Source organism: Dyella sp. 01N448 (assembly GCF_056399225.1).
Genome location: NZ_JBFTQX010000003.1, coordinates 646287 through 663831, shown reverse-complemented (window position 1 = coordinate 663831; position 17545 = coordinate 646287). Strand labels below are relative to the sequence as shown.

Genomic DNA, 17545 nt, shown 5'->3' with positions numbered 1-17545 from the left:
CCAGCTCCGAAGGTCCACCGACTTACTTTCTAGCCGATGGCACACGGCTCCATCGAACACCTAACGGCTTCGAAACAGTGTGCGGCACGTCCTGGTTCACTCGCGTGTAGCTCCGTGGTCACCATGCCAAGCCACCCGCCGCGAATCGGCCAGAGTGGAACGGCGCTACCCCGTTGCCAGTAGATCTTCGATGCGTACGGGAAGATCACGCACGCGTTTACCTGTAGCGTGATAGACCGCATTGGTAATCGCCGCGGCGATGCCCGCCAGGCCGATTTCGCCGATACCGCGCACGCCCATGGCGTTCACCTTGGTATCGGGGTAGTCGAGGAAAATGACCTCCATCTCTGGCGGCATATCGGCATGGCTGGTCATGATGTAGTCGGCCAGGTTGCTGTTGACCGCCATGCCGTTGCGCGCGTCGTACTGCGTTTCTTCGAACAGGGCCATGCCCATGCCCATCACCAGCGCGCCTTCGATCTGGTTTTTGCCGGTCAACGGATTGACGATGCGGCCCGCATCGATCACAGTCACCACGCGATGAACGCGTAGCCGCGCCAGCTCAGGCTGCCAGCGCACTTCGACGAAGTGTGCGCCGTAGGAGTGGGTGGAATAGCTCTTTTTCTTCTGCCCGAAGGTGCCCTCGGCCTTGCCATGTCCTTCGACCTGTCCCAGACGCGCCTGGCGCAGCAGGTCGGAAAAATGCGTGCCTGAGCCCGGCTCCTGGCCCTGGCGATGCACCCTCCCCTGTGTAAAGGCAAGCTGGTCGGGCGTGGCGCCCGAGAACGACTTGGCATCTTCGGCGGCGATCTGGATAAGTTGATTGCCCGCCTGCTCGACGGCCTGCACCAGCGCGGGGACCATCGATCCGGTGGCCATCGAACCGCCAGACCATGGGCCAGGCGGCAGCTGGCTGTCGCCGATGGTGACCTTGACCTTGTCGACATCGACGCCGGTAAGGCCGGCGACCATCTGCGCGATCACGGTATAGGTGCCCGTGCCTATGTCCTGCGTACCGCTGGCGATGCGCACTGAACCATCCGCGAGCAACGTAACGGCGGCCTCCGCACTGAATCGCTCGGCGATCCAGCTACACGCGGCGACGCCCCAGCCAAGAATGCTCTCGCCCTCGCGCATCGATCCCACCTTGGGATTGCGGCGAGCCCAGCCGAAGGATTCGGCGCCTCGCGTGAGGCACTCCTCAAGATGCCGCGACGAGAACGGGATGTTTTCCTTCTCGTCGATCTTGGGCTCATTCTTGAGACGCAACGCAACGGGGTCCATCTTCAGCGCGATGGCGAGTTCGTCCATCGCCGATTCAAGCGCATATAGCCCAGGCACGGCGCCGGGCCCGCGCATGGAGGTGGCCGGTCCGACGAAGTGCTCTGCGTAGGTGCCGGTCACGCGCAGATGGGGCGTGCTGTACAGGAAGCCCGTGGCCTCGCCGCAGTCCTCCTTGTAGTCGGCCAGCAGTGCGCGCTGGTAGACGTAGTCCTGCCGCAACGACGTGAGCTTGCCGGACGCATCGCAGCCAAGGCGTATGCGTTGTTTGGTGGATGGTCGGTGGCCCACGTTGTGGAACATCATCTGGCGATCGACGACCAACTTCACGGGACGATGAAGATCGCGTGCCGCAGCCGCGGCGAGCAGCGCCTGCGTCCACGGCCATAGCTTGCCGCCGAAGCCCGAACCGAGATATTCGGTGATGACGCGCACATGGTCCGTCGGGACACCGAGCATCTGCGCCATCACGGCGCGAAAGTTCATGATGGCCTGAGTCGTTTCATACAACGTGAAGCGCACGCCATCCCAGAGCGCCAGGCTGGCGTGCAGCTCGATGGGGTTATGCGTTTCCACTGGCGTGCTATAGGTGTGGTCGACCTTGATGGCAGCATGCTCGAACGCGGCATCGGGATCACCGCGCTCGGTCTCGGTCTGCGGCGGCTGGCTGGAGTCCAGTGTGGGCGAAACGGATGGCGTCTCCACGTTCGCGTAACGGACCGCTACGGATCGCGCCGCTGCAGTGGCCTGTTCGAAGGTATCGGCAACGACTAGCGCGACGTACTGACCGTAGTAGCGCACCTCATCGTCGTCGAGCGGCGGCCGGCTCTCGTCGATCTTGGCCTTGCTGCCTTTGGAGACGCGATAGAAGCGTCCGATATTCTCTCGCGTATAGATCTTGCGGACACCGGGCAGCGCTTGCGCCCGCACGATATCGATGTACTCGATGTGCGCCTTGGCCACGGTGGCGCAAACTGGTACGGCGTAAACCATGTTGGGGAAGGAGAAATCAGAGGCATAGCGAGCGGCGCCACTGACTTTCAGAGGGCCGTCGATGCGACTCATCGCTTTGCCGACGATCGGCAGTTCGACGTAGTTTGCGGGCTGACTCATGCTCAGCGTCTCCTGTCACGCCGCCGTGGACACGTCGCTCATGGCCTTGATCAGGCAACGGCGGGCCAGTTCCACTTTGAATCGGTTGTCCGCCTGCGGCTGGGCGTTGGCGAGGAAAGCGTCGGCGGCGCGCTTGAACAAGTCGGGGCTGGGCGCGTTGCCGCGCAGCACCTGTTCGGCGGAAGCGGAACGCCACGGGCGCGTACCGACGCCGCCCATGGCCATGGCCACCTGTTGGATATGGCCATCCTGCAGCACGAGCACGATGGCGACGGAAGCGAGCGCGAACTCATAGGAAGCACGATCGCGCAATTTCAGATAGAGCGATTTCGCATGGTCCGTCGCCTTGGGCAGACGAACCCCGGTGATCAGGTCACCCGGCTCCATCACGGTCTCGCGCTGCGGCGTCGCGCCGGGCAAGACGAAGAACTCCGCCACCGGTACATCACGCCGTCCCTGCGGCCCTTGGATGGATACAACGGCATCGAGCGCCGTGAGTGCCACATTCATGTCCGACGGGTTGGTAGCGATGCAATGCTCGCTACCGCCAAGGATGGCGAGATTTCGATGATAGCCACTCAACGCCGAGCAGCCGCTGCCAGGCTCGCGCTTGTTGCAGGCGCTGTGAATATCACGAAAATACACGCATCTGGTGCGCTGAAGCAGGTTGCCGCTGGTCGTGGCCATATTGCGTATCTGTCCCGACGCCCCGGCGAGGATGGCCTGGGACAACACCGGATACTTGGCGCGAATCTCGGGATGATTGGCGAGATCCGAGTTACGCACCAAGGCGCCGATCGTGAGGCCACCCTCCGCGCTCGATTCAATGGACGACAACGGAAGCCGGTTGATGTCGACCACCTGCACGGGGTGCTCAACGTCCAGCTTCATCAGATCAAGCAGGGTGGTGCCACCAGCGACGAAGCGAATCTCGGCGCCTTGCTGCGCCGTGGTGGCCTGCGCGGCGGTCGCGATCGCCTGGTCGATGCTCTTTGCGCGTGTGTAGTTGAATGCCTGCATGGGGATCGCCTAGGCAGATTGGACCTGTTTGATCGCTGCGAGTATGTTTTTGTACGCGCCGCATCGGCAGATGTTTCCGCTCATCGCCTCGCGGAGGCTGTCATCGTCCCTGCCCCATGGCTCTTTCAGCACGGCGACTGCCGACATGATCTGTCCAGAGGTGCAGTAGCCGCATTGATAGCCGTCGTGATCGACGAACGCCTGCTGCATCGGATGCAGCGAGCCGGGCTGACCCAGGCCTTCGATCGTCGTTACGGTGTCGCCGTCGTGCATCACGGCGAGACTCAGGCACGAGAGCACGCGGCGACCGTTGACGTGGACGGTGCAGGCCCCGCACTGGCCGTGATCGCAACCTTTCTTGGTGCCCGTCAACTGAAGATGGTCACGCAGCGCGTCCAGCAGCGACGTCCGGCTGTCGACCGACACGTTTCGCGTCTGGCCATTCACCGTCAGCTTGATGGTTTCCCGCCCCGAACCTGCCGTTTTTTCCGGTGCGTCTCGTGTGGGCACCGACGCGGCAATCAAGTTGAATGACGCGAGCCCTGACGTGGCTCCCGCGACCGTGATCATCTGCAAAAATTTGCGGCGGCTGAAGGGCAGTCCCGCAAATGGCAAGTGTTGTTGGTGAGCCATGCCAACACCTCACAAGGGAATGGCGTCATTCCAAACCAGAAAGAGTTAGCGCGATGTACAGGGAGGGCGAAAGTCAGCTCGCGCGAGTCACGTTGGACGCATGTGCATAGCTTCCAAAGCCCTCTTCCGCTCCATCACGCAAGCAGGCGCAGCTTGGGCTCGCGATCCCACTGTCGCGTCTTGGCAGCCTTGATGAAGGCCTTGATATCGGCTGCCTCGACCACGCCGGCGTCCCGGCCCACGTTGCCAGCCTTGAGCACCTGCTGGCCGCCCGCATCCATTGCGATGGCCTTGAGGTGAGCAAACGCATCGCGCGCGAAATCCACCGCCGATCCATTCTTGGCAAGGCGCTTACCGGCCTCTTCGGAAAGGATCAGGGCCACGGCGTCAAACACGGTCGATGGGGTACCCGCGAGTTGGGCATCGGCGTTCAATCGCTTACCGTCACTCAGGGTCGTGCCCAGCTTGGGTGCCACCAGTTTCACGGTGGCGCCGGCGTCCGTGGCTGCTTTCCGCAGTGCCTTGACCGCGGCAGCGTCGGAGCCATCATCAACGAGGATGCCGACGGCACGACCCTCCAGCGTGTCCTTCATCTTGCCGATGATCTGCAGGGCCGGCGACGGCGCCATATCGATGGGCTGGACGGCGGCGGGCGGAGCTGCAGGCAGCGAGGCCAGTCCGAGCCCATTGGCCACGCGCTGGGCCAGGTCGGGATCGACATGACGAAGATGACCAACGATAGCCTCGCGCACATGCGGCGTGCCTACCTTGGATAACTCGAAGGTGATGGCGGACGCGATATGCGCCTGCTCCGTCTTGCTCTGGCTCCGGAAGAACAGCCGAGCCTGGCTGTAGTGATCGGCGAAGCTATCGGCGCGGATACGGCCTTTGGCGCCCTCTTCTTCCGGCACAGCGGCGCTGCGAAAACCGTCAACCGTTTCACGCGGCGAATCGGCCTGCAGCGAACTCGGCTCGTAGTTCACCCGCCCTTTCGGCACCTGCATTTGCATGTGGCCATCGCGCTGCAGATTGGCGAACGGACACTTGGGCGCGTTGACGGGAATCTGGTTGAAGTTGGGCGAACCCAGCCGCGAGAGCTGCGTATCGAGATACGAAAACAGGCGCCCCTGCAGCAGCGGATCGTTGGAGAAATCGATACCGGGCGGAACGTTGGCAGGGCAGTAGGCCACCTGCTCCGTCTCCGCAAAGAAATTGTCCGGCCAACGATCCAGCACCATGCGCCCGATCATGGTGAGCGGCACCATCTCTTCGGGGATCAACTTCGTCGGGTCAAGATGGTCGAATGGGAACTTTGACGCGTCTTGTTCCGTGAACAACTGGACGGCCAGGTTCCACTCCGGGTAGTTCCCGCCCTCGATCGCTTCGAACAGATCGCGGCGATGGAAATCGTTGTCAGCCGCCTGCAGTTTCACCGCCTCGTCCCACACCGTGGACTGGATGCCCAGTTTGGGCCGCCAATGGAACTTCACGAACGTCGATGCCCCATTGGCATCCACCAGGCGGAAGCTATGCACGCCAAAGCCTTCGATCATGCGCAGGGAGCGCGGAATGGTGCGATCGCTCATCGCCCACATGATCATGTGCATGGCTTCGGGCATGAGCGACACGAAATCCCAAAAGGTGTCGTGCGCCGAACCTGCCTGTGGGAAGGCGCGATCCGGCTCCATCTTGACGGCATGAACAAGGTCCGGGAACTTGATCGCATCCTGGATGAAGAACACCGGGATGTTGTTGCCCACCAGGTCCCAGTTTCCTTCCTTGGTGTAGAACTTCACCGCAAAACCGCGTACATCACGCGGCGTGTCGACTGAGCCGGCGCCACCCGCCACCGTGGAAAAACGAGTGAACACGGGCGTCTTCACTCCTACTTCGGTGAGTATTTTTGCTCTCGTGTACTTCGCCAGCGATTTGGTGAGTTCAAAGAAACCATGAGCGGCGCTACCGCGCGCATGCACGATGCGCTCTGGAATGCGCTCATGGTCAAAATGCGTGATCTTTTCACGAAGAACGAAGTCCTCGAGCAGCGTCGGTCCCCGCGGTGTGGCGCGCAACGAGTTCTGGTTGTCCGAAACGGGAAGGCCCTGGTTCGTCGTCAGCACCGGATGATCGCCACCGGCTTGCTCGTGCAATTCATCCCCTGACCCGCGATTAGCCGCCTGCCGGTGGGAGGTTGGGGTTTTCTTGCCTGGCTTGGGCGACAATTTCTTCGATGCCATGATCTCAGCTCCGATATCCAACGATGGGTGACGGTCGAGTCCACCGAGAAAAAAAGAGTGTCCCTGTCCACGTGAAACCCATGTCGTACTCGTGTTTCCTACTCAGGGCCAGAAGAGCGCTGTGGCTGAACCTTTGTGCGCTCGGCTGCGGGGCTCAATCGGCGTCGTGGCTCGAGAAATATTCGCTTGATCTCGGGATGGTGGGTTCGGATGTGGTCCTCGATTTCGGCGATGACTTGCTCAAGCTGGGGGACCGTAAGGCGATCGCTGAACTTGATGCTGGCCGTGAGTAGCACGTCCTCCGGCGCAAAATGCATGGTCAGTACGCGGTGTACATCCTCAACGGCAGTGTTCTGGTACAGGAGTGCGCAGATCTGCTTGCGCACCGCTGCGCTGGCCGCTTCGCCCGTGAGCAGGCCCCGGCACTCGTTGGCGAGCAGCGTTGCCGTGGCAGCCAGGATCAATCCAATGACGATGGAAGCCACGGCGTCATAGATCGGCTCGCCCGTGAGCTCCGACACCCAGATGCCTGCCAGTGCGACAAACAGGCCCAGCAAGGCCGCCGTGTCTTCGAACAGTACGGTGAATACGGTCGGGTCCTTGCTGGAGCGGATGGCTCGAATCCATCCGAGCTTGCTGTTCGTGCGGCGAAATTCGCGCAAGGCGAATGTCCAGACGGCGCCTTCAAACACCACCCCTACGCCCAGTACCACGTAGTTGACCCAGACGTTCCGAATGGGCTCCGGATGGAGGATCTTCTCAATGCCCTAGTAGATAGAAACGCCCGCACCCAGGCCAAAGATCATGATGGCAACGACAAACGACCAGAAATACAGCTCCAGGCCATGCCCGAACGGGTGTGTCTCCGAGGGTGGCCTCGACGAACGGCGCATGCCCAGCAGCATCAACCACTGATTGCCCGTATCGACCAGCGAATGGACGGCCTCGCTCCACATCGCGGAGCTCCCGGTGAAGCTTGCTGCGATGACCTTGGAGATCGCAATGGCGAGATTGCCGCCCAACGCCGCCCAGACCACCGCCTTGGAGCGATGGGCCTGACTTTGCGGCTGGGACGAGGTGCCGTCCATATCGCTCCTTTACAGGGATTGGATTGCCAGCCTGGCAGCGGTGCCTAGGCTTTCCTTTTCAGTTCGCGCTCCACGTCCTCGGACATGACCCCCACTTTGGCGATGGCGTCGCAGATCTCTTGTTCGGTGACGCCGAATTCCTTTGCCCAGGCGCGAAGTTCATAATCCTCGTGAATATTGATGCGCTGCCTGTCCCTGATGCCTGTTCCGGATTTGTCATTGCTCATTGCGCACCCTCCATGTTCTTGCAACGAGCAATGACACAGCGCTTGTAAAGCGAAGCACTCACCCGTGTGAAGCGCAGGTCTTCAATCACGGCCGGGTCAGGTTGGCTGCCGCCGGGCCTGTTGCCGCGTGCACCCAAGCGAACTGACGTTGATTGCGCGGTCCGCTCGCTTTGTGTATCGCTTCCATCAAGTCCCGGCGCCCAAACGGTTTCGGCAACGCACGACGTCAGATCCGGACCCCGAGGGCAGTTCGGCGCCCCGTTCCTTTGGACGATTCAGAGCCCGATGCCGAGGCGCCGACCGGAACGCCGGCGTCTTTGCGCGGCCGCGAGCTGATCGAGGGCGTCAATCTATCGTTCGCAGGCGATGGATTTGTCGCAGCAGCCTGCCAGGTGACGACACGCGACAACTAGACGTCCGCCTTGCCCACACTCGCCCTCAACTCATCCAGATGGGCGAGGAACAGCTGGAGAATCGGCGATGGATTGGACTCGCTGTAAGCCACCACCAGGTCGATGGTCGGCGCCTTGCCCGCCAACGGTCGACTGACCACCGACCAGGGCATCAGCGGTTCCACGTAGGACGGAATAAGTGCGATGCCGCGGGTAGACGCCACCAGGGACATCACCATCGCGGGGTTGTCGACCACTTGCGCAGGCGTGATCTCGATGCCGGCATCTTCGAGGTATTGGTCGATCACCGCGCGCAGCACTTTCGCCTTGCTCGCCATGGCAATGAACGGCAGGCCGACGAGATCCTTTGCACGTACGGAAGCACGCGCGGTCAACGCATGGTCGCTCGGCATCAGGGCCACCAGAGGTTCCTTCGCTACGCGCCGGTAAGTCAGCTCCAACTCCGGCTCGGCTCGCATGAAGGCCACATCCAGTCGCCCGCGGGCCACTGCTTCGCCGAGATCGGGCGAGTAATCGCTCGACACGATGACCTCGATATTGGGCAGTTCGGCGCGAAGTACACGCATGACTTCAGGCAGCCACGTCATCTCCTGACCGGTCAGAAACCCAAGGCTGAAACGTTGTTTGGCAGGTTGCGCAGCACGCCGTGCTGCCTCCACCGCGGCATCCACCTGGTGGAGCGCAAGTCGTGCGTGATCCAGGAATGCCTTGCCGGCCTCGGTGAGGGTAACGCCGCGCGCACTGCGGTTGAGCAAGGGCGTGCCGACCTGGTCTTCAAGATCCTTGATCTGGCGGCTCAGTGAAGGCTGCGAGGTAAAGAGCTTTTTCTCGGCGGCCACGGTAAGGCTGCCTGTCTCGGCGATGGCCACGAAATAGCGAAGATGGCGAAGCTCCATGGCGGCTCGACTTGGCCATGCCTGCTCGGCATGGGGAGGAGCTTACAAAGTCTTATTCAAAAGCGCCATGAAGGCCTAAATTTCGCGCCATCGGAAAACGCATCGCGCAGCGGCGATGCCTCAAAGGCCTTCCCGCCCGCACCAAACGCAGCCCGCCCCAGACACCGAAACCAACGGCACGTGTTGCCCAGGAGGATCGACCATGAACCAGCCTCAGCCATCCACCACCCGCACGATCAGAGAGCCCGGACCCGACCATCCGATCGACATCGCCCCCAATGCCCGTCGAGTCGTGGTCACCGTCGCTGGACGCGTGGTTGCCGATACTCATCGTGCCTTGACGCTCAAGGAAGCCGGCTATCCGGCCGTGCAATACATCCCGCGAGAGGACGTAGCCATGTCCTTGCTCGATCGCTCGGCTCACACCACGTACTGCCCGTACAAGGGCGAGTGCAACTACTTCAGCATCCCGTCCGGCGGCGAGCGCTCCATCAACTCGGTATGGACTTATGAAAACCCCTACCGCGCCGTTGCTTCCATCAAGGACCACGTCGCGTTCTATGCGGATCGCGTCGATGCGATCGAAGAAATCCTCTAACGCCCCACACTGGCAGGATTCAACCATGTCGACGCTTACTGGCAAGACTGCCCTGGTCACCGGGGCATCCCGCGGCATCGGTCGCGCTGCCGCACTCGCGCTCGCCAAGGAAGGCGCGCAGGTCATCGTCCACTACGGCAACGCGCAGAAGGAAGCCGATGCCGTCGTGAAGGAGATCCTCGCCGCGGGCGGCCGCGCGCAGAAGGTAGCGGCCGATCTGAGCAAGCCCGACGGCGCGCATGAATTGGCCAGGCAGGTGCGCGACATAGTCGGCCACCGCCTCGACATCCTCGTGGCCAATGCCGGCATCTCCAAAGCGGCATCGATCGAAGAGCTCACCGTGGATGAGTTCGACCAGCTGTTTGCAGTGAACGTACGCGCACCCTACTTCTTGGTGCAGCAGCTGCTGCCGATCATGTGCAAGGGCAGCAGCATCATCTTCACCTCATCGCTGGTGGCGCGTGCCGTTGCCGGCACGCTGTCTGCCTATGCGGCCACCAAGGGCGCCGTCGACACGCTGGTGAAGCACTTTGCCGCAGCGCTGGGCGAACGTGGCATTCGCGTCAACGCGGTGGCGCCGGGCGTGGTCGATACCGACATGTCCAACTTCACCAAGACCGAGGAAGGTCGCGACCGCGCACTGTCCATGCAGGCACTCAAGCGTCTCGCGACGCCGGCGGACATTGCCGACGCCATGCTGTTTCTCGCTACCGACGGTGCGCGCTGGGTGACCGGCGAGACCCTGCGCGTCGATGGTGGCTCCAGGCTCTGAGCTTTGTCATCGCCCGGACTGCGCGCAACGCAGTTCATCTACGCAACATGCAATCCCGTTCTTCTCAACCCCCCCTCCCCCATGAAACCCGAGGAAATTCCATGTCCAAGTTAGCCAAGAAAGTAGCCCTTGTAACCGGTGGTTCGCGCGGCATTGGCGCAGGCATCGCCAAGCGCCTGGCCGCCGATGGAGCAAGCGTGGCCATCACCTACGCGAAGGACGCCAGCATGGCGACCGCCGTGGTTCAAGCCATTGAAGCCAATGGCGGCAAGGCTATGGCCATCCAGGCGGATGCCGCCGACGCCGACGCCGTGAAGAGCGCGGTGGGAAAAGCGGTTGCCGCGTTCGGCCGGCTCGATGTACTGGTGAACAATGCCGGCACGGCCATTCCCAAGCCGTTTGAAGAAACCACGCTGGAAGAATTGGATCGCGTGATCGATATCAACGTCCGCGGTGTCTTCATCACGACGCAGGCAGCGTTGAAGCACATGAATGACAACGGCCGCATCATCATGATCGGCTCGTGCGTGGGCGAACGCGTGCTGACGCCCGGACTGGTGCCGTATGCAGCGACGAAGGGCGCCGTGAAGATGTTCACCCAGGGCCTGTCCCGTGAAGTGGGCAGTCGCGGCATCACCGTCAACAACGTGCAGCCCGGCCCGATCGACACGGATCTCAATCCCGCCGCAGGCGAATGGGCGGTGCCGCAGAAGGCAGCCACGGCGCTCAATCGCTACGGCCAGGTGGATGAAGTCGCCGCGCTGGTGGCATTCATTGCTAGCCCGGAGGCCGCCTATATCACCGGCGCTAATCTGACTGTTGATGGCGGGACGAACGCGTAAGCGCACGCGCCAAGTCGTCTGTAAGCCAGCATGGGCGCGGAGCGGATCGAAAGACCCGCTCCGCGCTGCGTAATGAAACCCCGCCCAACGACGGCGTCGTGCCGCCTTTCGCAAGCCATTGTCCACGCGAAATCGACACCGCTGGAGCGATAAACGCTTACCTAGACACGGACGCGCCGCCATGGCCCTGAGCACCTGTCCTGAGTGTGGAGCAGAGGTTGGCGAAGGTGAGCTCGTCTGTCCTTCCTGCGGGGTGACCCTTTCGAAAGCGGCATCCACACCTGCGGATACCGTCACCGGAAAGAAGTCCTTGGGATCGTTCCCCCTGCTTCCGGTGCTCGTCGGCGCACTGCTCGTTGTGGGAGTCATCGCTGCAGTCTGGTCCGCAAACCACTACCGCAAAGCTGCCGATGCCGCCATGGCGCCCTCTGCAGAGAAGCGCGAGCGGAGCGACGCTGACGCGAAACGCCATGATTCAATACGCCGAGCCATGCTTGGCAGCATCATGCTTCACGATGCCCAGCTCCACACGGATGGCTACGGCGTGGATCGCGCGATGCTCATGGATGATGGCACCGTGTGTTACAGCTATCACACCCAAAATCCATCCGGCGGCACGGACGCCAAAACTGCTGTCTTATTGCCGGATAGCCAGGTGCTCAAAGCCGATGTCGGCAGCGAACAAACCTCTTGGGCGAAGTCATGTGCGCAGCAGACGGGCATGGATGTGACTGCCCGTGTCCGCTTGCAGTGACAGATATCATTCGTCGCGCGCAGATCGAAGACCGTCACGCAAGGCGACAGTCGCTTACAGCAGCCGCGAGAAATCCTTCTTGGCGCTCGATGCTTAGCTATCGAAGGTGCCAACAATCAGGCTCGATGCCTTGATGATCGCGACGACGGGCGTCCCTTCGCGCAGGGCAAGCGAATCGAGGCTCGCAATGGTGATGATGGAAACGAGGGCGTTGCCGCCATCCAGCTCGATGCCGACTTCGGCATTCACCGCGCCGCGCTTGATCGAAGCGACTTTTCCCTGCAACTGATTGCGTGCGGACAAGCGCGTCGATTTATCCGGCAGGCCGATGATGACGGAGGATGCCTTGATCAGTACAAAGGCACTCTTGCCTGCTGCAAGACCGAGGTTCTGGGTGCTCTCATGGGTCACGGTGGCAACCAGCTGCTGTCCACCCTGGATGTCCAGCTGGATCACGTCGTTGACGACGCCGGACTCCACGGCTGCCACCGTACCGGCCAATTGATTTCGTGCACTCGTCTTCATCGTGAAGCGCCTCACCAGGTCGATATCGGAAAGCGGGTTGTCCGCAATCTGGGACAAATGCTTGAGGAATTGCTGATGGACGGCTTCCATGCGCTGAAAGACGTCGATGAGCCGCCGCGCGCGCGCCGTCAGCACGGTGCCTCCGCCGCTGCGTCCACCGACGGCCCGAAGCACCAGGGGCTCGCCCGCCAGGTTGTTCATGGCGTCAACAGCCTCCCACGCGCCCTTGTAGCTCATGCCCACTTCACGGGCAGCGGCTGCGATGGAGCCTGATTCGTCGATCTTCATCAGCAACGCGATGCGTTCGCGCCCGCCGAAGTTGCGGCCATCGGCTTCCAGGCCGAGTGTCCCTTTGATGGCTAGCATGGGGCTTGCTCCTTCTTCACGCCCGACACGTGCGTCCCCGCGCCGAGGGTGCCGGGGTGCGACCGTCCTAGCGTACATCCCGTGGATGCAGGCATCGACCGGCCACGCCCCACGCACCGTCGCGCCTGCTCAGGCCCCGACCTCGACGCCCCCGATAGCTGCCTAGACAAATAATTGCGCAGCAGACGCAAAAATTTGTCGCAAGAAGCTGATGCAAGCCTGATCTTCGCTATATAGTTACCTACATAACGGTAGGGCAAGGCTACCCCGCCCTCACGTGCGCCAGTCCACCGCTGTGTCGACCAAAAGGACTCAACACCCATGCGTCGTGCACCTCTGTTTGCCGCCATGCTGGCGTGTTCGACCACGATGGCCGCCTTCGCCCAGCCCGATGATGCGCCGGCACCAGCACCACCGCCGCCCGCCGACAAGAACGACGCCGCTACGCTCGACAAGATCACCGTCACCGCCCGCCAGCGTGAAGAGGAGCTGCAGAAAGTTCCGGTTGCCGTATCCGTCGTGAGCGGTGAATGGCTCGACCGCTCGTACACGGTCAACACCCAGCAACTGAGCCTGCTCGTACCCTCGCTCTATTACAACTCCGCCAACCCACGCAACACCGCTTACACGATACGCGGGCTGGGCTCGAACACCTTGTCAGTCAGTGCGGCCAACGATGGCATCGAGCCGGGCGTGGGTTTCTATGTGGATGGCGTCTATCACGGCCGCCCGGCGACGGCCGCGTTCGACTTCACCGATATCGAACGCATCGAAGTGCTGCGCGGCCCGCAAGGCACGCTGTACGGCAAGAACACCACGGCCGGTGCGATCAACATCACCAGCCGTGAACCTACGTTCGTGCCGGAGGGCAGCGGTGAGCTTTCGGTCGGCGAGAACGGCTTCCTGCAGGCCAAGGCGAATGTCTCCGGCCCGCTCAGCGATACGGTCGCCGGTCGTTTCGCCGCGCAATTCACCGAGCGCGATGGCGTCTTGCACAACGTCAACACCGGCAAGGATGAGAACTCACTGGACAACTACGCCCTGCGCGGCCAGTTGCTGTTCAAGCCCAACGACGATCTCAACGTGCGCCTGATTGCCGATGTGTCCAATCTCGATTCGGACTGCTGCACGCAAAACTATCTGCGCGTCGGCACCAGCCTGAAGAGCGCGGCGCGGCAATTCGAAGGACTCGCCCTCAACCTGCCCGCGCATGGCTTTCCGGTGTATGTGCCGCCTAGCCGCAACGTCTACGATCGGCTCACCGATATCGACGCGCCCTTGCACATCAATACGCAGGATGGCGGCGTGTCGCTGAATGCGGATTGGAATCTTGGCGCCGTCACGCTGACCTCGATCACGGCCTGGCGCTACTGGAAATGGGATGTCGCCAACGATCGCGACTACATCGGCCTGCCGATCCAGACAGTGCAGCGCATACCGTCGCGGCAGGATCAGTACAGCCAGGAGTTTCGCGTTGCCTCCAACGGCGAGGGGCCTTTGAGCTACGTCGGCGGCCTGTATTTCTACACACAGGAAATCAATGGCAAGCCGATCAGCGTGTATGGTCCGGCCGCCACGTACTGGCTGGTGAGCACCACGAATTTCCCGCGCATGCCGGACAATCTTGCCGACGGCTATGGCCAATACGGCAACTCGCATTTCGAAATGAAGAGCTATGCCGCCTTTGGCGAGGCCAACTACCGCATCACTGACAAGCTGACCGCGACGCTGGGCCTGCGCTATACGTACGAAGACAAGAATGGCGACTATTCGACCACGGTGTCGGGCGGCCTGCCGACCACGCCGGGCAGCATCCAGGACAACGCCAAGCTCTCGCTGTTCCGGCCGCAGAGTTACTCGGCCTCCGACAGCGGCGGCAACGTTTCAGGGCGTACGAATCTGGCCTATCAGTTCACCGACTCGCTGATGAGCTACTTGAGCTATGCACGCGGTTACAAATCCGGCGGTCTCAACATGTCCGGCCTGCCACTGGACGCCTTGAACAATCCGGCGCTCGCCACGGCCGTGATCAAGGACGAAACGAACAAGACGTGGGAAGCAGGCCTGAAATCGGCGTGGTGGAACGGCCGCGCGACACTGAACCTCGCCGCTTATCACACGACTGTCGACAACTACCAAGCCAACATCACCTCCAGCGTCGAGACGGCAGCACTGCGCACGTATCCGGCGAATATCCCCGAAGTCACCGTCAAAGGCTTCGAAGCGGACTTCGCGGCACAGGTGTTCCAGGGGTTCGTGCTGCATGCATCGCTAGCCTATGCCGATGGCAAGTACTCCGATTACCCACTGGGGCCCTGTCCGCTGGAATGGCAGAACCCCAATGCCACGGGCGGCTGCCAGCCGTTCAAGGCGCCGGCCTCGCTGGCCAACAAGACGTCCAATCCCCGTGGCAACCCGAACGTGCCGGGTGCCTACGTGCTGACCGGATTGCCGTTGGCGGGCTTGTCCAAGTGGGCGGGTTCGCTGGGCTTCGACTACGTGTTGCCGTTCCGTACCGGCGCCTTCCTCTTCCATGTCGATTCGAGTGCGCGCAGCGGCTACAACAGCGATACCAGCAATTCCATCTATACGAGGATTGCCGGCTACAACGTCACCAATGCGAGCGTGGGCTACCGCTTCAACGACCATTGGGAAGCAGACGTGTTCGCGCGCAACGTGTTCGACAGCAATTACATCACGGCACTCACCATCCAGACGGGCAATTCCGGCCTGATCCTGGGACAGCCCAGTGATCCGAGGATGGTGGGCGTGACGGTGCGTGCGAACTTCTAGGTTTTTTTCGCCCGGGCAGCTTTAACGCTGCGCGGACCGTTGACTCGGCCCGCGCAGCGATCGATCACGATGGCATCGGCGAAAAGAGCAAGACGATTTCCGATTGCCCGCCGCAGATCCCGTCAGACCTGCGCCTGACCGCCGTCCACGAACAGCTCGGTCGCGGTGATGTAGCTGGCTTCATCGGATGCAAGGAACGACATCGCGCTGGCGATTTCCTCGGTAGTTCCCGCGCGGCCCAGCGGCGTGATCTCGGATACCTGGGCGACGAATTGCTCGATCTGCTCGTCGTTGAGGCCAAGTTCCGACTTGTACGCCGGCGTCACCACGGTGCCGGGGGCGACGATATTGACGCGGATGCCCCGACCCTTGAGGTCCGATGCCCATGTGCGGACGAACGAACGCAAAGCGGCCTTGGTCGCCGCGTACACGCCAAAGGCGGGAGCCCCTTTGACCGCAGTGATCGACCCGGTCACCACGATCGAAGAGCCCTGCCCCATCAACGGCAGTGCCTTCTGGACAGTGAAGAGCGTTCCCTTGACGTTGATGTTGAAGTACTTGTGGAACTGCGCTTCGGTGATCGCGCCCAGTGGAGCAAACTCACCGCCGCCGGCATTGGCGAAGAGCAGATCCAGGCGGCCTTCGGCGGTCTGGATGACCTCATAGATCCGGTCGAGATCGGCGTTGTCCGACACGTCTCCCTGGATCGCCGTCGCGTGATGTCCGATCTCGGCGACTGCCGCGTCCAGCTCGGTCTGGCGACGGCCAGTGATGTAGACCTTGGCGCCCTCCAGGGCCAGACGCATGGCGGTGGCCAGCCCGATGCCTGAGCTCCCGCCAGTCACCAGGGCGATCTTCCCCGCATGACGTTCGACATTGATTTTGCTGCGATTTACGGTGTTCATGTGCTCTCCTGTGGGTCAACTCGCCCGGTGAGCTCAGTTAATGGGTGTCCAATCTGGTGAATAAATGCCGCTTCGGTGGTTTGTTTATCCACGCGTGTGGATAATCGAGCGAAGTTCTGGAGCCTCCCATGGATCATTTGCAAGCCATCCGAGTCTTTTGTCGCGTGGTCGAAACTGGCGGCTTCAATCGAGCCGCCCAATCGCTGCAGATGCCCAACGCCACCGTGAGCAAATGGGTGCGCTCGCTGGAGACCCACCTTGGCGTGGCCCTGCTTGAGCGCAACACGCGTCGGGTGCAGGTCACCAACGAAGGCACGGCTTACTACGAACGCATGCGCCAGTTGCTGGCCGAACTGGACGATGTCGAGTCGACGCTCGGCCGGACCCATGCCAATCCGCGCGGCCGCCTGAGGGTCGACACCGGAGGTTCAACCGCAAGCGGCATCCTGATACCCGCCCTGCCGGAATTTCGCGAGCGCTATCCCGACATCCATCTCGATATCGGCGTGACGGATCGCGTGGTGGATGTCATCGGCGAAAATGTCGACTGCGCCATCCGAAGCACGGCCAATGACGGTTCGCTGATCGCCCGTCGCATTGCCAAACTCCGTTGGACCACCTGCGCCAGCCCCGCCTATATCGAACGCTACGGCGTGCCTGGCCATCCTCGCCAGATCCTCACCGGCAGCTATCCCGTCGCCGGCTATTTCTCCGCGCGAAGTGGCCTGGTCCAGCCACTGCACTTCCAAGACCAGGACGGTGCGTTCCAGATCGAGCCGGTCACCAGCGTGACCGTTAACGAAAGCAATGCGCATCTGGCCACGGCACTTGCTGGTCTTGGCCTGATCCACACGCTTGATTTCATGGTGCGACCCTCGATCGCGCGTGGGGAGCTTGTTCCCATGCTGGAGCCATGGCGCCCCGATCCTTTGGACGTCTATATCGTTTACGCCCCGAGTCGGCAATTGAATGCCAAGGTCCGGGTCTTTGTCAGCTGGATTACCGAGGTCTATGCGCGGTATCAGGATGCTTAGCAGCGCAGCTTGCTTGTTGCAGACCAGCCGTCGATGATGGCGAATCAG

General features: G+C 61.8%; 15 protein-coding genes and 1 pseudogene. 6 read left to right on the top strand and 10 right to left on the bottom strand.

Annotation, left to right across the window (positions count from 1 at the left end; genetic code table 11):
* Positions 1-165: 165 nt before the first annotated feature.
* The 8 genes and pseudogenes from AC1DKY_RS07165 to AC1DKY_RS07130 all read right to left on the bottom strand — a co-directional run bounded on the left by AC1DKY_RS07165 (position 166) and on the right by AC1DKY_RS07130 (position 8908).
* Positions 166-2394 (bottom strand): xanthine dehydrogenase family protein molybdopterin-binding subunit, encoded by a 2229-nt coding sequence (locus AC1DKY_RS07165; RefSeq protein ID WP_441604616.1) that lies wholly within the window; start codon positions 2392-2394, stop codon positions 166-168.
* A gap of 15 nt (positions 2395-2409) precedes the next feature.
* On the bottom strand, positions 2410-3414 hold the full coding sequence (locus AC1DKY_RS07160; RefSeq protein ID WP_441604615.1) for an FAD binding domain-containing protein: 1005 nt from the start codon (positions 3412-3414) through the stop codon (positions 2410-2412).
* Positions 3415-3423: 9 nt separating this feature from the next.
* Positions 3424-4047, bottom strand: coding sequence for a (2Fe-2S)-binding protein (locus AC1DKY_RS07155; RefSeq protein ID WP_441604614.1), 624 nt, complete (start codon positions 4045-4047; stop codon positions 3424-3426).
* Between the two features lie 134 nt (positions 4048-4181).
* A complete protein-coding gene (locus tag AC1DKY_RS07150) occupies positions 4182-6269 on the bottom strand; it encodes a catalase (protein WP_441604650.1) in 2088 nt (695 codons plus the stop codon).
* A gap of 113 nt (positions 6270-6382) precedes the next feature.
* A complete protein-coding gene (locus AC1DKY_RS07145) occupies positions 6383-6670 on the bottom strand; it encodes a cation transporter dimerization domain-containing protein (RefSeq protein ID WP_477178480.1) in 288 nt (95 codons plus the stop codon).
* A 48-nt stretch (positions 6671-6718) separates the two neighbouring features.
* A pseudogene (locus AC1DKY_RS07140) lies at positions 6719-7372 on the bottom strand (cation diffusion facilitator family transporter); the annotation flags it as partial.
* A 44-nt stretch (positions 7373-7416) separates the two neighbouring features.
* Positions 7417-7599 (bottom strand): DUF3606 domain-containing protein, encoded by a 183-nt coding sequence (locus AC1DKY_RS07135; RefSeq protein WP_441604613.1) that lies wholly within the window; start codon positions 7597-7599, stop codon positions 7417-7419.
* A 409-nt stretch (positions 7600-8008) separates the two neighbouring features.
* Positions 8009-8908 (bottom strand): LysR substrate-binding domain-containing protein, encoded by a 900-nt coding sequence (locus tag AC1DKY_RS07130; protein ID WP_477179891.1) that lies wholly within the window; start codon positions 8906-8908, stop codon positions 8009-8011.
* 202 nt (positions 8909-9110) lie between these two features.
* Here AC1DKY_RS07130 and AC1DKY_RS07125 point away from each other — a divergent pair, with 202 nt between their 5' ends.
* The 4 genes from AC1DKY_RS07125 (at position 9111) to AC1DKY_RS07110 (ending at position 11874) form a co-directional block, all read left to right on the top strand.
* A complete protein-coding gene (locus tag AC1DKY_RS07125) occupies positions 9111-9506 on the top strand; it encodes a DUF427 domain-containing protein (protein WP_441604611.1) in 396 nt (131 codons plus the stop codon).
* 25 nt (positions 9507-9531) lie between these two features.
* Positions 9532-10278 carry an SDR family NAD(P)-dependent oxidoreductase gene (locus AC1DKY_RS07120; protein WP_441604610.1) on the top strand — a complete coding sequence of 249 codons (747 nt, stop codon included), beginning with the start codon at positions 9532-9534 and terminating at the stop codon, positions 10276-10278.
* A gap of 101 nt (positions 10279-10379) precedes the next feature.
* Positions 10380-11120 carry an SDR family NAD(P)-dependent oxidoreductase gene (locus AC1DKY_RS07115; RefSeq protein WP_441604609.1) on the top strand — a complete coding sequence of 247 codons (741 nt, stop codon included), beginning with the start codon at positions 10380-10382 and terminating at the stop codon, positions 11118-11120.
* 181 nt (positions 11121-11301) lie between these two features.
* Positions 11302-11874, top strand: a complete 573-nt coding sequence (locus AC1DKY_RS07110; protein WP_441604608.1) for a hypothetical protein — start codon at positions 11302-11304, stop codon at positions 11872-11874.
* Between the two features lie 93 nt (positions 11875-11967).
* Here the strand turns inward: AC1DKY_RS07110 and AC1DKY_RS07105 are convergent, their stop codons facing one another.
* Positions 11968-12765 (bottom strand): TOBE domain-containing protein, encoded by a 798-nt coding sequence (locus AC1DKY_RS07105; RefSeq protein ID WP_441604607.1) that lies wholly within the window; start codon positions 12763-12765, stop codon positions 11968-11970.
* 321 nt (positions 12766-13086) lie between these two features.
* Here AC1DKY_RS07105 and AC1DKY_RS07100 point away from each other — a divergent pair, with 321 nt between their 5' ends.
* Positions 13087-15558, top strand: coding sequence for a TonB-dependent receptor (locus AC1DKY_RS07100; RefSeq protein WP_441604606.1), 2472 nt, complete (start codon positions 13087-13089; stop codon positions 15556-15558).
* A gap of 122 nt (positions 15559-15680) precedes the next feature.
* Here AC1DKY_RS07100 and AC1DKY_RS07095 read toward each other — a convergent pair whose 3' ends face one another.
* Positions 15681-16463, bottom strand: a complete 783-nt coding sequence (locus tag AC1DKY_RS07095) for an SDR family oxidoreductase (RefSeq protein ID WP_441604605.1) — start codon at positions 16461-16463, stop codon at positions 15681-15683.
* A 128-nt stretch (positions 16464-16591) separates the two neighbouring features.
* Between AC1DKY_RS07095 and AC1DKY_RS07090 the strand changes: the two genes are divergently transcribed.
* On the top strand, positions 16592-17497 hold the full coding sequence (locus AC1DKY_RS07090; protein WP_441604604.1) for a LysR family transcriptional regulator: 906 nt from the start codon (positions 16592-16594) through the stop codon (positions 17495-17497).
* Positions 17498-17545: the final 48 nt, after the last annotated feature.

Bases quoted from the DNA above. Each gene is read 5' to 3' on its own strand.
- AC1DKY_RS07165 (WP_441604616.1), bottom strand. From the start codon at position 2,394: ATGAGTCAGCCCGCAAACTACGTCGAACTGCCGATCGTCGGCAAAGCG.
- AC1DKY_RS07160 (WP_441604615.1), bottom strand. From the start codon at position 3,414: ATGCAGGCATTCAACTACACACGCGCAAAGAGCATCGACCAGGCGATC.
- AC1DKY_RS07155 (WP_441604614.1), bottom strand. From the start codon at position 4,047: ATGGCTCACCAACAACACTTGCCATTTGCGGGACTGCCCTTCAGCCGC.
- AC1DKY_RS07135 (WP_441604613.1), bottom strand. From the start codon at position 7,599: ATGAGCAATGACAAATCCGGAACAGGCATCAGGGACAGGCAGCGCATC.
- AC1DKY_RS07130 (WP_477179891.1), bottom strand. From the start codon at position 8,908: ATGGAGCTTCGCCATCTTCGCTATTTCGTGGCCATCGCCGAGACAGGC.
- AC1DKY_RS07125 (WP_441604611.1), top strand. From the start codon at position 9,111: ATGAACCAGCCTCAGCCATCCACCACCCGCACGATCAGAGAGCCCGGA.
- AC1DKY_RS07120 (WP_441604610.1), top strand. From the start codon at position 9,532: ATGTCGACGCTTACTGGCAAGACTGCCCTGGTCACCGGGGCATCCCGC.
- AC1DKY_RS07115 (WP_441604609.1), top strand. From the start codon at position 10,380: ATGTCCAAGTTAGCCAAGAAAGTAGCCCTTGTAACCGGTGGTTCGCGC.
- AC1DKY_RS07110 (WP_441604608.1), top strand. From the start codon at position 11,302: ATGGCCCTGAGCACCTGTCCTGAGTGTGGAGCAGAGGTTGGCGAAGGT.
- AC1DKY_RS07105 (WP_441604607.1), bottom strand. From the start codon at position 12,765: ATGCTAGCCATCAAAGGGACACTCGGCCTGGAAGCCGATGGCCGCAAC.
- AC1DKY_RS07100 (WP_441604606.1), top strand. From the start codon at position 13,087: ATGCGTCGTGCACCTCTGTTTGCCGCCATGCTGGCGTGTTCGACCACG.
- AC1DKY_RS07095 (WP_441604605.1), bottom strand. From the start codon at position 16,463: ATGAACACCGTAAATCGCAGCAAAATCAATGTCGAACGTCATGCGGGG.
- AC1DKY_RS07090 (WP_441604604.1), top strand. From the start codon at position 16,592: ATGGATCATTTGCAAGCCATCCGAGTCTTTTGTCGCGTGGTCGAAACT.